Genomic DNA, 14,672 nt, shown 5'->3' with positions numbered 1-14,672 from the left:
GTCGACGAGCCGGACAGCCGTGTCGGTGGCGTCACGGGTTGAGGTTGGTTGCTTGAGCACGCTATTCTGTACGGATGACCGCTGAAGATCCGCTGAACGCCCAGGAGGAACGACTCTGGCGCGCCCTGATGCGTGTCATCGTCGCGCTGCCGCGTTCCCTGGACGACGATCTGCTGCGGTCCACGGGGCTCACGCTCACCGAGTACGTGGTCCTGATGAACCTCTCCGAGGCCGAGAACCAGGAACTCCGCATGACGGATCTCGCCTCGGCCACCGCCCTGTCGGCGAGCCGCATCACCCGTGTCGTGGACGCCCTACAGAGCCGCGGCCAGGTCGTCAAGCGGCGCTACGAAGGGGATGCCCGCGGCAATGTCGCGACCCTCACCCCCGAGGGGCTGAAGCGGCTCCAGGACGCCTACCCGGTACACCTGGCGAGCGCCCGCAAGCGGGTCGTCGACCTGCTCGACGGACGGTCGGTGCCGGCCATGGTGCGGCAGTTCGAAGCGGTGGTCGAGAAGCTCGACTGAGCTCTCCTGTCGAAGCTCCCCCGCTACTGTACAAGCGTCAAATAGTTGCCCTGTGCGGCTCCGGCCGGACCGCGACCCGGGGAGAAGCCATGCAGCAGCGCCTTCGGCGGAGACCGTCGGCATGACCTCGCAACCGGAGAGGCGGGAGACCTGGGCCCGGCTGCGCCGACAGTTGTGGCGGCCGCCGCGCGCCCACGGGGAACAGCCGCGGCACCGGGTGGTCGGCCCGCTCGAACTCTTCTACGACCTGGTCGTGGTCGTCCTGGTGGCCCAGGCCGCTCATCACCTGGCGGACCATCTCACCTGGCACGGGCTCGGCGAGTTCGCGGTGGTGTTCGCTCTGGTGTGGACCGCCTGGCTGAACGGCACGCTCCACCACGACCTGCACGGCCACGACGACGCCCGGGGCCGCAGCCTCTTCCTCCTGCAGATTCTCGTCCTCGTCCCGCTGGGGTCGTTCATCCCCGGGGCCGGCGGCGCGGAGAGCGCCCGTTTCGCGGTCAACGCCGGGATCCTGTTCGCGGTCCTGGCCGTGCTCTGGTTCCTGGCCGGACGCGGCAGCTCCGCGGAGTTCCGCAAGCCCACCCGGCTGTACGTGATCGGGACGGCGGCCTGCGCGGCCGTCCTCCTCGCGAGCGCCGGCCTGCCCGCCGCCACCCGGCTGCCGACCTGGGGGCTGCTGGTCCTCGGCTACCTCGGCGGGTTCGCCTGGATGGTCCTGGCGGCCGCGCCGGCCCAGGAGTCGGCGCTGGCCCTCACCGACGCCCTCGTCGAGCGGTTCGGGCTGCTCATCATCATCGTGCTCGGCGAGACCGTGACCGGTGTCGTGGACGGGCTGGCGGGCGAGCCGACCACCGCCATGAGCCTCGCGGTCGGGCTGGTGGCCGTGGTGGTCGGATTCGGCGCCTGGTGGACGTACTTCGACTTCGCCGGCCACCGCCCGCCCCGGCGGACCCGCACGGTGACCCTCCGGTGGATGCTCACCCATCTGCCGCTCACGGCTGCGGTGACCGCCATGGGTGCCGCGATGGTCGGCCTGGTCGAGCACGCCCACGCCCACCGGACGCCCGCCGCCACGGCCTGGGTGCTGTGCGGGGGCGTGGCCGTCGTCCTGACCGGGACCATGCTGCTCGCGACCGGACTCGAGGTCTGGCAGGGCGAGCGGGACCTCTACCGCCCGCTCGCCCGCACCTGTCTGGCCGTGGCCCTCGCGGCCGTGGCCCTGGGCGCCGCCCGCCCCGCCCCCCTGCTCCTCGGCCTCGCCCTCGTCGCCCTCCTGGGCATCCCCTGGGGCCTTGCCGTGACCCACCGGCTGACCCGCGACGAGCAGGCGGTCCTCTGAACGCCGGGGGCACCGACGAAGGCCCCGGGACTCGCGGTGCGGGCCCGTGGGCAGCGCTCGGATGTCCGGGGCCGTCGGTGGGGTCAACTCCCGTACGCGCGGCGGGCGATGAGTTCGGCGAGCATGATGGTGGTGGCGTTGGTCACCGTCGACGGGACCTCGGGCATGATCGAGGCGTCCACCACGCGCAGCCCGGCCAGGCCCTTGACCGCACCGGACTCGTCCACGACGGCCCAGCGGTCCTCGGGTCCGCCCATCGGCACGGTCGACGTCGGGTGCCCGTAGGTGGCGATGCCGCTCTCGATCGCCGCCGCCAGTTCGTCGTCGCCCACGGCAGCGCCCGGAACCAGTTCCGCTGCCACCGCACCGGCGAGCGGCGCGCTGCCCGCGAGGCGGCGCACCAGCCGTACGGCCTCCAGCATGCGGCGGCGGTCCCGGTCGGTCGCCAGGTAGTTGTCGTCGATGACCGGGGCGTCGTAGGGGTCGCGGCTGGCCAGCCGCACCGAGCCGCGTGACTCCGGCCGGGTGACGGCCGCCGCGAGGACCATCGCCCCGCCGGTCGGGCTGAAGGAGCCGTCCAGCAGCTGGGTGCCGACGACGGCGAGGTCCAGTTCGCCGGGGAGCGCCTCGCGGGAGGCGAGCCAGAGGTGGGCGGCGAAGGCGGACGTCATGGTCTGGTGTGCGGGCGCGAGGGCGAACAGCGAGTGGAAGAACGGGTGGTCCTGGAGCCGGCGGCCGACGGGCAGGTCGGCGACCACCTCGATGCCGAGGTTCCGCAGGTCCGCGGCCGGGCCGACGCCGGAGCGCAGCAGGATGGCCGGGCTGCCGTACGAGCCCGCGCTGAGCACCACCTCACCGGCCCGGAAGAGCGTGCCCGACGCGCTGACGACACCGCGCGCCCTGCCGTCCTCGACCACCACCTTGTCGACCGTGACATCGCTGAGCACCGTCAGGTTGGGGCGGCTGCGCACCTCGGACGTGAGATACGCCAGGGCGGTGCTCCGGCGCACCCCGTCCACGATGTTCACCGGGTAGGCGCCGGTGCCGTCCTGACGGTCGCCGTTGAAGTCGTCGTTCCGTCCGAAGCCCAGGCCCGCCGCGCTGTCCACGAACGCCCGCATGGGGGAGGTGAGTTCCTCGTACGTCCACTGCCGGATGGGGAAGGGGCCGGTGCGTCCGTGGTGGGCGTCGTCGCCGGACGGCGTGTTCTCCATGTCCCGGAAGACCGGCAGGACCTCGTCGTACGACCAGCCCTTGATCCCGTAGCGCTCTTCCCAGGCGGCGAAGTCCGCGGCCCGCGCGCGGATCGCCACACCGGCGTTCACCGCGGAACTGCCGCCCATGGTCCGGCCGCGCGGTGCGGCGATGCTCGGGGCGTGGTCGGTGGCGCGGGCGGTGTAACCCCAGTCGTGGTCGGGGTCGGCCAGGAGGTGCGGGGTCAGCAGTCCTTCGGGAACGCTGTCGGCGGAGTAGTCCGGTCCGGCCTCGACCAGCAGGACCGTGCGTCGCGGGTTCTCGCTGAGCCGGGCGGCCAGGACGGCGCCCGCGGAACCCCCGCCGACGATGACGACATCGGCCTCGTGCGGCGCGGGGTGTTCGCTTGTGGTGGTCATCTGCGTCTTTCCTCCAAAATCTGCTTCAGCAAGCAAATAAAATAGAAGTGGTGTCGGTCGGTGTCATGGGTGTGTCCGCTCAGAACCGCATCGCCTCCGGTACGACACGCTCGCCCAGCAGCCGCAGCGCGGCGTGCTGGTCGGCGGCGCGGACCGGGCCGATGACGTGGTCGATACCGATGCGGTCCAGCCGTCGCAACTCCGCGAGCAGCGCGGGGACTCGCTCGCCGTGCGTGCCGGGGTCGAGGGGGAGCAGGACCGTCTTCTCGATCTCGTCGTAGTCCCGCCCGGCCCGTTCGCAGTGCCCGCGGAGCACGTCGAGCTTGTGCGGGAGGTCAGGGCCGTGGAAGAGGTTGCAGGCGTTCCCGTACTCCGCGACGAGCCGCAGCGTCTTCCGCTCGCCGGAGCCGCCGATCAGGATCGGCGGGTGCGGGCGCCGTACCGTGCCGGGGGAGTTGAGGGTGCGTTCGAGGCGGTAGTGGCGACCGTCGAAGGGCTTCTCGTCGTCGCTCCACATCTGCAGGCAGATCCGAAGGGTCTCCTCCAGCCGCTCGAACCGCTCCGCGACCGGCGGGAAAGGCAGCCCGAGCCCGCGGGCCTCGGCGATGTTGAAGCCGGCGCCGATCCCGATGCCCAGGGCGGCGCGGCCCTCGGAGAGCACGTCGAGCGTGGTGATCATCTTGGCCAGCAGTCCGGGTTCGCGGTAGCCCACCGAGGTCACCAGTGCGAGCAGCTCGGCCCGTTCGGTGGCCGCGGCCAGGTAGCCCAGCGTCGTGTACGCCTCCAGCATCTCCTGCTCGGAGGCGCCCACGATCCCGATCTGGAACAGATGGTCCATGACGGCGATCCGGCTGAAGCCGAACTCCTCCGCGCTGCGGGCGAGTTCGGTCACATGGCGGGCGATGCCCGCCGGACCGCCGGGCTGGGTGAAATCCGCGATGGCGATGCCTAGGTTCATGCGGGCCTTCCGTGCTCCGAGCCTGTCGCCATCGAGTATGCCGGGACCACTATGTGCTTTGTCAAGCAAGGAAAATGGAGAGCGGCTCAGCCCCCGAGCGCCTCCGGCCGACGACGGCGGCGCACCTCCGACGAGGCGAACACCGCCGAGATGCCGTGCACGATGCTGAAGAGGCCGAAGACGGTGGCGAGCGAGACCGCACCTATGTCCGGCCGTACGAACAGGACGAACCCGAGCGCGACCGACACCAGGCCGGTCAGCAGGAACAGGGCGCGCTCACCCGCCGTCTCCCCGCGCATGAAGGCCAGGGCGACCTCCATGGCACCCGTCGTCAGGGCCCACGCGGCGACCCAGAGGGTGAGCACCAGGGCCGTGATGCCCGGCCACGCCAGGGAGCTGACGCCGGCCACGACCGACAGCACGGCCAGCAGCAGCCAGCCCAGCACCGGGCCCACCCGGTCGCTGCTGAAGGCGCGGACCCCGTCCATCACCGCGTACATGAACGCGTATACGGCGAAGAGGACGACGAACGCGCCGACGGTGATGCCCGGCCAGGAGACGGAGACGATGCCGATGACGACGGCCAGCAGGCCGCGCCAGAGCAGGGCGTTGGGCGAACTGAGCAAGATGACCTCCGAGAACGAGGGTGCCGCGGCGTCGACTTCCACCCCGGCCCAGGACCGCGATGACGGGCACGAAGGCTATCGGCGGGACGGCCCCGTGTGATCCGTCATTCGACTCATTCGGCTACTGCCCTGCCGCGTCACCGGGCGCGTGGTCGTCCGCCCCGGCGGCGGACAGTGCCTCCAGCGCGCCCCGCAGAGCGGCCCGCGAGGTGATCCCCAGCTTGGGATACACCCGGTACAGGTGCGAGCCGACCGTGCGGTGCGACAGGAACAGCCGCTCGCCGATCTGCTTGTTGCTCAGGCCCGTTGCCGCCAGTTCGGCGATCTGCCGTTCCTGGGCGGTCAGCGGCTCGGGCGCCGTGCCGGACCGGGGAGTGACGGAGACGCCGGTCGCGCGCAGCTCGGCCGCGGCGCGCTGCGCCATCATCGCGGCGCCGATCCGGTCGAACGTCTCCAGGGCCGCGCCCAGGTGCGCCCTGGCCCCGGCCATGTCGTGGGTGCGACGCAGCCATTGGCCGTACGCGAACCGGACGCGGGCGTGGTCCCAGGGCCAGCGGCCGGCGTCCGGAAGGGCCAGCGCGGCCTCGAACAGCCCGGCGGCCGCCGCGTCGTCGGCGGCCACGGCGGCGGCCCCCGCGGTGATCAGCTCGATCCGCGGCCCGATCCGCGGCAGTCCGGCCTCCTGGGCCGCGCGGACATGCGCCCGGGCGTCCTCCAGACGGCCGGTGCGGACCGCCGCCTCCACGTAGTCCAGCACCATCCAGCGGCCCGGCACGCCGGGGGTGGGGGCACCGGGCGGACCGATCAGCGCCGCCTGGGCGAGCGCCTCCTCGTAGTCGCCCTGCCCGATGGCCGCGAGGTTGCGCGCCGACCGTGCGTACCCCTCCGTCACCTCCATGCCGCGGGGCGCCGCCCAGGTGGTGGTCTCCTCGCTGCGGCTGCGGGCGAGATCGGCGTTGCCGCGCAGGGCCGCGCCGGAGGCGAGCACGGCCCGCAGCTGCTGCTCCCAGAACTGGTAGCCGTAGGCCGTCGCCAGGTCCAGCCCCTCCTGCGCGAGCCGCTCCGCCTCGTCCCACCGCCCGTGCACGTAGGAGTCCTGGCAGAGCAGCAGCAGTGCGGGGATCACCATGCCGATCGCGCCGCCGTCGCGTTCCCGCTCGATCATGCGCAACAGCAGACAGCGGTGGTCGGCGAGGGCGTCCATGGCGACGGCGGCGAACCCCAGCGGCACGATCTGCCACGGGGCCGCGTCGGTGGGCAGCTCCGCGAACGCGTCCGCGAGTCCCTCCCGGATCGCGTCCGACTTGCGGATGGGATCGACGTACGCGTCGTAGCAGAGCCGGAAGGGTGTGACCGCCTCGGCGGGGAACCGGGCCATCGCGGTGTCGAGCAGCTTCCACGGCTCGGGCCTGAGGGTGTAGAGGCTGACCAGCAGCAGCGTGTACAGGATGCCGAGCCGGTCCCAGTCGTCGGCCGTGGCCCTGCAGGTGACGTCGTCCAGGGCCCGGGCCAGCAGCCGGTAGGCGGCGTCGACGTCGCCGTCGTCATGGGTGAGGAGATGGGCGGTGGCGGCGAAGACCAGGCCGGTCGGGGTGTCCGGGGTCTGGCCCGCGTCGGTCAGCAGCCGGTTCACCTGGTCGAGTTGGCCGGTCATGGTGGCGAGGAAGGCGGCCTCCACCAGGCGGCGGGAGCGGTCGACCGGGTGCGGACTGAGCTCACCGGCGCGCACGAGCGCCGTGACCGCGCTGGACGCGGCGACCCGCCGCCGGTCGGAGACGAGCGCGCCGACCGGCGCCGGCAGCTCGGCGGGGGCGCTGCCGCCGCGCCGCCAGGCGGTCAGCGCCGCCTCGTCCAGGGCCCGCGCCACCGACTCGTCGGGTCCGGTGGCCGCCTCCGCGAGGTGCCAGGCGCGGCGCTCGGGCTCGCCGGCCAGGGCGGCGGCCAGCGCCTCGTGCGCGGCCCGGCGGTCGCTCGGCGGGGCCAGGTCCACCACGGCCGTGCCGATCAGCGGGTGGCAGAAGGTGAGGCCGCGGCCGGCCGCGGGCGCGTGCACCAGACCGGCCCGCTCGGCCGGGACGAGGTCGTCGAGGTCGGCCGACCCCCGCGCCGCGGCGCGCAGGACGGTGACTCCGGCGTCGGCGTCCAGCGCCGCCAGCAGCATGAGCGTGCGGGTCGGGGCGGGCAGTTCCGCGAGCAGTCCGGCGCAGGTGGCCGCCAGCCGCCGGGACAGCGGCAGCCGGTCGGGCAGCGGGTCCTGGCCGCACAGCTGCCGGTCGGTCAGCGCCGCGGGCAGCTCCCGGAGCGCGAGCGGGTTGCCGTCGGCCTCGGCCAGCAGCCGCCTGCGCACGGCGGGGGCCAGCCCGGGCGCGTGCGCGTCCAGGACGGCGCCGGACCCTCCGGTGTCCAGCGACTCGACCTTGTGCTCGGGCAGCCCGGACCGCCGGAAGAGGTCCTCGGTGCCGGTCCGGGAGGCGGCCAGGAAGACGATGGGGGCGTCCGCGATGCGCCGTACGACGAAGCCGACGACGGCCGCGCTGGAGTCGTCGAACCACGCCACGTCGTCGGTGACCATCAGCAGTCCGCGCTCGGCGGTGATCAGTTCCAGGAGGGCGAGCACCGCGGTCGACACCAGCGGCTCCGGGGCCGGGGTCCGGGTGAGGTCGAAGACCTGGTGGAGGGCGTCCCGGTGGTGCCCGTCGAGCCGGTCCACGTCATGCCGTACCGGGTACAGCAGCTGGTGCAGCGCCGAGTACGGGATCCGGGCCTCGGACTGGACGCCGGCGGCGCGCAGCACCCGCATCCCGAGTGCCGTGGCCCGGGTCGCGGCGGCGTCCAGGAGCGCGGTCTTGCCCACGCCCGGCTCGCCGTGCAGCAGGAGACCCGAGCTGCCCCGGCCGGGACCGGCGAGCAGGGAGTCGATCAGTTCCAGCTCGGCCTTGCGGCCCGGCAGCCGGCCCTCGCCCGACGGTGATCCGGGCGGCTCCTCGGTCCGACGACGTCTCTCGGAGGTGCTCACAGCTCTGAATATAGCCTCCCCAAAATGCTTGACGGCGCAAACAGTTGCGCAAACGGGGAGGTGAGCGCTGGGTAAGGTGGGCGGATGACGAGTGACCCAGGGCCCGAGGCCGAGGTCGCCGCCGAGTTGATGAAGGCGATGACCCGGCTGCGCGCCCGGCTGCGCACCGAGTCGGCGCCCAGCGACCGGCGGTGGAACTGGTCGCAGCTGACCACGCTCGCCCGCATCGTCGAGGAGGGCCCGGTCACGGCCACCGAGCTGGCGCAGGCCGAGCACGTACGCCGCCAGTCGATGGCCGAGACACTCGCCGCCCTGCGCGCCGAAGGCCTCATCGCCACCGGAAAGGATCCCGGCGACGCCCGCAAGACCCTCGTCCACGCGACGCCCGAGGGACGCACGCTGTTCGCGACGATCCCGGCGGCCCGGGCGGCCTGGCTCGGCGCGGCGATCGAGGCGCACCTGCGGGCGGACGAGCGCGAGACCCTGCTGAAGGCCGCCGCGATCATGAACAGGATCGCGGACAGCGGGAGCTGACGGGCGGAGGCCGGCGCCGGGACCGACAGGGGTGGCCGCCCGTGGGCGGCCACGGGCGGCCGGGATCAGGCCGACTCGGCCTACTTGGTCAGGCCGGGCAGTTCGTCGGTCGCGATGACGTGGGCCTGGTGCGGGAAGACCTTCTCCGTGAGGACGCGGTGGACCTCGGGGTCGGGGTCGGCGGTCGCGTCCTTGAGGAGGTAGAGCGCGAAGTCGTCGTCGGCCGCCTGCCGAAGGGTCGTCAGGACCACGCCGCCGGTGGACAGTCCGGCGAGGACGAGCGTGTCGATGCCCTGTTCACGCAGCAGCCCGCGCACGTCGGTGGCGGAGGCGAAGGCGCTGAACCGGGTCTTGCGCACGGTGATGTCCCGCTCCGCCACCTCGAACGACTCGTGCAGATCGGCCTCCGGGCTGCCGTCGGGCAGGAACCCGTTCTCGGCGACGGCGGCGAACGCCTTGTTGAGCGCGGGTATGGCGGCGAAGTCCTCCGGGGCGAAGGCGACGCGGACGTGGACGACCTGGACGTCGTTCGACCGGGCCCAGGACAGGGCCGCGTGGGCCCGGGAGAGCGCCTGCTCCGGGTCGGCCACGGCGGCGAGGACGGCCGGCTGGAAGTCCATCAGGAACAGGGCGGTGCGGGCGGGGTCGAGGTGCGGGACGGTGCTGGTCATGACCTGAACTTTCTTGTCTTGCCGGATGGTTGAAGCCGTACCGGACGGTCGGGGTGGTGCCGGACGGCGGGGGAGAGGGTCAGGGGGCGGGTCGCCGGTCGGCGTGTGCCAGCTGCCGGTCGAGGACCGTCATGACGAGGACGACGGAGGCGATGCCGACCAGCGCCCAGGAGATGTGCCTGAGGCCGGTGTCGTCGACGTGGGTGTGGAAGGCGGTGCCGGTGATGGCCGCCGACGCGATGGAGCCGATGTAGCCGAAGGTGCGCAGCAGCCCCGAGGCGGTGCCGACGCTGTCCGCGGGCGCCTCCTGGTACAGCACCGTCTGGTTCGCCACGGTGCCGGCGCCGGAGGTGAGGCCGAACACCGCCGTGATCGCGATCACCAGGGCGATGGGCGTGCCGCCGTCCACGAACAGGGTGGCGACGGCGCCCACCAGCAGGAGCAGCGCCGAGACGAGCAGCGGCGCGCGGACCCGGCTGCGCCGGGACACCACCCGCGCGGAGACCGCCGACAGGACACCCATCGGGATGAGGACCAGGCCGGACTGGTAGGCGGTGAGTCCGCGGGACGCCTCCAGCCACTGGGTGAGCCCGTAGAGGATCACGTAAGTGCCCAGCAGGGTGAGGCCGTTGCGCAGGTAGGTGCGGGTGAGCGCCAGGTTCGAGGCGAGCAGCCGGACGTTCAGGAAGGGGTTGGCGGCGCGCAGTTCCCAGGCCACGAGGACGGCGGCGAGCGCGACGGAGACGCCGAGGGCGGGCCACTCGGGGCCGGGCAGCGAGGACAGGAACACCAGCAGTGCGGTGAGCGCCCCGCCGAAACCGGCGATGCCGGCCAGGTCGACGCGGGAGACGAGCTCGCGCGCCGAGCGTCCGCGCACCCGGTCGGTGTCCTTGGGGATCCAGACGGCGGCCATGACGAAGGCGACGGCCGCGACGGGGACGTTGATCCAGAAGGCGGTCTGCCAGCCGAGCCGGCCGATGAGCAGGCCGCCGACGGCGGGGCCGACGGCGACGGTGGCGGCGCCCGCTATCGCGAGGCCCCCGAGGACGCTGCCGGGCGGTTCCTGCCATCCGGCGGCCCGGGCCCGGCGGCGGATCAGCAGCATCGCGGAGGGGTAGCCGGTGGAGGTGCCGGCGCCGATGAGTACCCGGGCCGCGACCAGCAGTGGTATGTCACGTGCCACCGCGCCGAGGACCCCGCCCGCCAGGACCAGGAGGATGCCGGCGAAGAACACCCGCCGCGGTCCGAACTCCTCGGCGAGCCGCCCGGCCGCCGGCTGGGCTATCGCGCTGGTCAGATAGAGGCTCGATATCAGGATCGCGGTGCCGCCGACGGAGGTGTGCATCGCGGCCGCGATCGCCACCAGGGCGGGGGCGATCACCGAGCTGTTGATCGGGTTGAGGACGGCGCCCATGTAGAGCGGGGTCACGAAGGCCGCTCCGAACGGCTTGTCCGGCGGAGCCTCCTCCCGCTGTACGGAGGCGGCGTCGGCGGTGGTTTCCAAGGTGCTGCTCCTCCCTTCCCTCGCTGCTGCCGGGCCTGCGTGGAGCCGCTCGGCAATTTACGCAGGCTGCCTGACAAACAATAGCAGGCAGCCTGCCTATTTCTTCGCGGGCGATCCCGAGGGGGGTGGAGAGGGGGTGCAGGGTGTCGTGGGGCCGGAAAATGCCTTGTCAGAGGGGGTGTGAGGGAGGAGTGTGGAGGTGATGGCCGGTTTTCGACCTTGATCTCTGACTCTCCGTCAGTTCCCAGATTTCTTCCCGGCATCCCCCAGTCGCACCGGTAACAGTCGGGAACCGGCCCGCCCCGGGCCCAGGAGCCGCCCCCAATGTCTCCTCCCGCTTAGGAAGCCATGACTGCCACCCCCACACCCGTTCCCACCTTCGCCTTCCAGCGCCCCGCCGTCCTCTCGCTCGCCGGATCGGGTACCGCCACCGTCGACATCGTCATCCCGGTCTACAACGAGGAGCGCGCGCTCCCGGGCTGCCTGCGCACCCTGCACACCCGGCTCCGTGAGGACTTCCCCTTCCCGTGGCGCATCACGGTCGCGGACAACGCGAGCACGGACGACACCCTCGCCGTGGCCCGCCAGCTCGCCGACGAGCTGCCGGGCGTCGCCGTCGTCCACCTGGACCGCAAGGGCCGCGGCCTGGCGCTGCGCACCGTGTGGGGCGACAGCGAGGCGGACATCGTCGCCTACATGGACGTGGACCTGTCCACCGGCCTCGACGGCCTGCTGCCGCTGATCGCGCCGCTGGCCAGCGGCCACTCCGACATCGCGATCGGCAGCCGGCTGGCGCCGGGGGCGCGCACCGTGCGCGGACCCCGGCGCGAGTTCATCTCCCGCTGCTACAACGCGATCATCCGGCTCACCCACGGCGTCAAGTTCACGGACGCGCAGTGCGGCTTCAAGGCCGCCCGCACCGAGGTGCTCGGCCCGCTGCTCGAAGTGACCCAGGACGACGCCTGGTTCTTCGACACCGAACTGCTGCTGCTGGCCGAGCACAACGGGCTGCGCATCCACGAGGTCCCGGTCGACTGGGTGGAGGACGTCGACACCCGGGTCGACGTGGTCGGCACCGCCGGTGACGACCTGCGCGGACTGTGGCGGATGGCCCGCGCCAAGGCCTCCGGGGCCGCCCGCGTCGAGCTCGACCAGCGCCCCGCACCGGCCGCCGAGCACCCGGACGCCGTACTCGCCACTCCCTCCACCCGGCGCACCGTGCTGTCCTGGGAGGTCGGCTGCTTCGTCGCCATCGGCATCGCCTCGACCGTCGGCCAGGCGCTGCTCTACGCCCTGCTGCGCTCCTGGTGGTCACCGGCCCTGGCGAACCTGTTCTCGCTCCTGGTCCTGACCCTGCTGAACACCGAGGCCAACCGCCGCCTCACCTTCCGCCACACGGCGGCCCGCGCGGGCCGCGCCCACCTCGGCGCCGGCGTCCTCTTCGTGCTCGGCTATCTCGTCACGTCACTCGCGGTGGTCCTCTTCAAGCAGGCCGACCCCTCGGCCTCCACGGCGGCCGAGACGCTCGTCCTGATGGCCGCCTCCCTGGTGGTGACCGCCGTCCGGTTCGTCGTCCTGCGCACCGCCGTCTTCCGCAGCGCCGCCCACTGACCCCCGACGAGAGCGACTTCCCTCCCATGAACACATCCGCTCACACGGTGGCGACGCCCGCGACGGCCGCCGACCCCACCGCCGAGGACGGCGCGAGCCGCTCCTTGCCCGCCTGGGCGGCGCCGGCGGCACTCGGCGCGATCCTCGTCCTCGCCGCCGTCCTGTACGCCTGGTCGCTGAGTTCGCTCGGCTGGGGCAACAGCTACTACTCGGCGGCCGTGAAGTCGATGGGCCAGAACTGGACCAACTTCCTGTTCGGCTCCTTCGACCCGGCCGGCGTGGTCACCGTCGACAAGCCGCCGGCCGCGCTGTGGCCGCAGGTGATCAGCAGCAAGATATTCGGTCTGCACGGCTGGACGCTGGTCCTGCCGCAGACCATCGAGGGCGTGGCCGCGGTGTTCGTGCTGCACCGCACCGTGCGCCGCTGGGCGGGCGAGCGGGCCGCGCTGCTCGCCGCCCTGGTCCTCACGGTCACCCCGATCACGGTGGCCATCGACCGGGACAACAACCCGGACAGCCTGCTCGTGCTGCTGCTGGTGTCGGCCGCCTACGCCCTCACCCGGGCCCTGCGCGCCGAGGGCAGGGCGGCGACGTACTGGCTGTGCGCCTGCGGCTTCCTGATCGGCTGCGGGTTCCTCACCAAGATGCTCGCCGCCTGGATGGTCCTGCCCGCCTTCGCCGCCGCCTGGCTGATCGGCGCGGCCGGCACCTGGGCCGCACGGCTGTGGCGGCTCGCGGCGGCCACGGGGGTGCTGCTGGTGTCGTCGATGTGGTGGGTCGCGATGGTGGCCCTGTGGCCCGGCGACCACCCTTACATCGGCGGCAGCGAGGACGGCTCGGCCTGGAACCTGATCATCGGCTACAACGGTTTCGGCCGGATCTTCGGCTCCAGCGGTGACACGTCCCAGGGCTTCGGCGGTGCGTTCGGCGGCGAGGCCGGTGCCGGGCGCCTCTTCAACGACCAGGTGGCCGGGCAGATCAGCTGGCTGCTGCCGGCGTGTGGCGTGCTGCTCGCCGTGGCGGTGGCTTCGGAGGTGCTGCGCCGCCGGGGACGCCTGAGCGCGACCGACCTGCTGCCCCTGTCGGGGTGGGTGCTGTGGGGCGGCTGGCTGGTGGTCTGCGCAGCGGTCTACAGCACCCAGGAGGGCATCTTCCACCCCTACTACACCACCCAACTCGCCCCGGCGGTCGCCGCGTTGTGCGGTGGCGGCTTCGTCCTCCTGGCCCGGCTGCACCGCACCGGGGTCCGCTGGGCGCCGGTGGCCGGGGCCGCTGCGGTCGCCGCCACGGTGATCTGGGCCGCCGTGGTCATCCGCCGCGACCCGGACTGGAACGGCTGGCTGGTCTGGCCGGTGCTGCTCGCGGGCTGTGCCGCCGTCGTCCTGCTGTTCCTGGTACGGCAGCGCGGGAGGCTGGTGCCCGCGACGGCGCTGGCGGCGGTTCTCGCGGTGCTGCTGGCGCCGGGAGCGTGGGCGGTGAGCGAGTCCGGGTCCAAGGACCAGGGCATGGGCGGTACCAACCCGACCGCCGGGCCCATGACCTCGATGTTCGGTGGCAGGGGGATGCCGGGCCCGGGCGCGGCCGGCGGGGCCGGAGGACCGGGGATGCCCTCGGGGATGCCGTCCGGCATGCCGGGCCTGCCCGGCGGAGGCACCGGTGCTGGTTCCGGCTCCGGGATGCCGTCGGGTAGGCCGTCCGGGATGCCGGCCGGTGGTTCGGCGGGCTCGGGAGCCTCCGCGGGCCAGGGCATGCCGTCGTTCCCGGGCGGCTCGGGCGGCAATGAGGGCGGGATGGCCGGGCGGATGGGCGGCATGGGTGGCGGGATGGGGGGCGCCCAGCTCACCGGCGAGCAGCGCAAGATCCTCGCCTATGCCGTCAAGAACGCGCCGAACGCACGGATCAAGCTGGCCGTGGCGAGCGGCGCCACGGCTGCCGCCGCGTTCATACTGAACAGCGACGAGACGGTGATCGGCATGGGCGGATTCACGGGCATGGACAACGTCCCGTCCACCGACCAGCTGGCGAAGTGGACGACGAACGGCGAACTGCGCTACGTGCTCGGCACCGACTCGGGGGCCGGTGGGACGACCGGGGGCCCGCGCGGAGCGAGTGGCGCCGGGCAGCAGCGCACCCAGTGGATCGCGAAGAACTGCACCAAGGTCCCCGCCTCCGCGTACGGCGGCTCGTCCGGTACGAGCACGAGCGGCACCGCCGGTTTCGGCGGCGCCACCGTCCTGTACGACTGCGCGGCCGACCGGCACTGAGAGAAA

The 14,672-nt window shown here is 73.0% G+C and carries 11 protein-coding genes; 5 read left to right on the top strand and 6 right to left on the bottom strand.

Annotation, left to right across the window (positions count from 1 at the left end; genetic code table 11):
• Positions 1-74 precede the first annotated feature (74 nt).
• Both ABT137_RS31450 and ABT137_RS31445 read left to right on the top strand, forming a co-directional pair.
• The gene (locus ABT137_RS31450) at positions 75-527 is read left to right on the top strand and encodes a MarR family winged helix-turn-helix transcriptional regulator (protein ID WP_351714496.1); all 453 of its coding nucleotides are present in this window, start codon (positions 75-77) and stop codon (positions 525-527) included.
• Between the two features lie 121 nt (positions 528-648).
• Positions 649-1,869 (top strand): low temperature requirement protein A, encoded by a 1,221-nt coding sequence (locus tag ABT137_RS31445; protein ID WP_351714495.1) that lies wholly within the window; start codon positions 649-651, stop codon positions 1,867-1,869.
• An 83-nt stretch (positions 1,870-1,952) separates the two neighbouring features.
• Here the strand turns inward: ABT137_RS31445 and ABT137_RS31440 are convergent, their stop codons facing one another.
• The 4 genes from ABT137_RS31440 to ABT137_RS31425 form a co-directional block, all read right to left on the bottom strand.
• Positions 1,953-3,482 carry a GMC family oxidoreductase gene (locus ABT137_RS31440; protein WP_351714494.1) on the bottom strand — a complete coding sequence of 510 codons (1,530 nt, stop codon included), beginning with the start codon at positions 3,480-3,482 and terminating at the stop codon, positions 1,953-1,955.
• Between the two features lie 79 nt (positions 3,483-3,561).
• Positions 3,562-4,440, bottom strand: coding sequence for an LLM class F420-dependent oxidoreductase (locus ABT137_RS31435; RefSeq protein ID WP_351714493.1), 879 nt, complete (start codon positions 4,438-4,440; stop codon positions 3,562-3,564).
• An 86-nt stretch (positions 4,441-4,526) separates the two neighbouring features.
• Entirely contained in the window at positions 4,527-5,066 is a 540-nt protein-coding gene (locus ABT137_RS31430; RefSeq protein ID WP_351714492.1) for an HdeD family acid-resistance protein, read from the bottom strand.
• 121 nt (positions 5,067-5,187) lie between these two features.
• Positions 5,188-8,082, bottom strand: a complete 2,895-nt coding sequence (locus ABT137_RS31425; RefSeq protein ID WP_351714491.1) for an AAA family ATPase — start codon at positions 8,080-8,082, stop codon at positions 5,188-5,190.
• Between the two features lie 84 nt (positions 8,083-8,166).
• Here ABT137_RS31425 and ABT137_RS31420 point away from each other — a divergent pair, with 84 nt between their 5' ends.
• The gene (locus ABT137_RS31420; protein ID WP_351714490.1) at positions 8,167-8,616 is read left to right on the top strand and encodes a MarR family winged helix-turn-helix transcriptional regulator; all 450 of its coding nucleotides are present in this window, start codon (positions 8,167-8,169) and stop codon (positions 8,614-8,616) included.
• A gap of 80 nt (positions 8,617-8,696) precedes the next feature.
• On the opposite strand, the gene ABT137_RS31415 is transcribed toward ABT137_RS31420, so the two are convergent.
• Together ABT137_RS31415 and ABT137_RS31410 are read right to left on the bottom strand one after the other, a co-directional pair.
• Entirely contained in the window at positions 8,697-9,287 is a 591-nt protein-coding gene (locus ABT137_RS31415; RefSeq protein ID WP_351714489.1) for a cysteine hydrolase family protein, read from the bottom strand.
• A 79-nt stretch (positions 9,288-9,366) separates the two neighbouring features.
• Positions 9,367-10,791 carry an MFS transporter gene (locus ABT137_RS31410; protein ID WP_351714488.1) on the bottom strand — a complete coding sequence of 475 codons (1,425 nt, stop codon included), beginning with the start codon at positions 10,789-10,791 and terminating at the stop codon, positions 9,367-9,369.
• Between the two features lie 348 nt (positions 10,792-11,139).
• On the opposite strand from ABT137_RS31410, the gene ABT137_RS31405 reads away from it, so the two are divergent.
• Entirely contained in the window at positions 11,140-12,402 is a 1,263-nt protein-coding gene (locus ABT137_RS31405) for a bifunctional glycosyltransferase family 2/GtrA family protein (protein ID WP_351714487.1), read from the top strand.
• A 26-nt stretch (positions 12,403-12,428) separates the two neighbouring features.
• Entirely contained in the window at positions 12,429-14,666 is a 2,238-nt protein-coding gene (locus ABT137_RS31400; protein WP_351714486.1) for an ArnT family glycosyltransferase, read from the top strand.
• The last annotated feature ends 6 nt before the right edge of the window (positions 14,667-14,672 follow it).

It is taken from the genome of Streptomyces sp. NPDC001980, from assembly GCF_040296885.1.
GTDB lineage: Bacteria > Actinomycetota > Actinomycetes > Streptomycetales > Streptomycetaceae > Streptomyces.
This window is presented reverse-complemented; position numbering and strand designations above follow the sequence as displayed.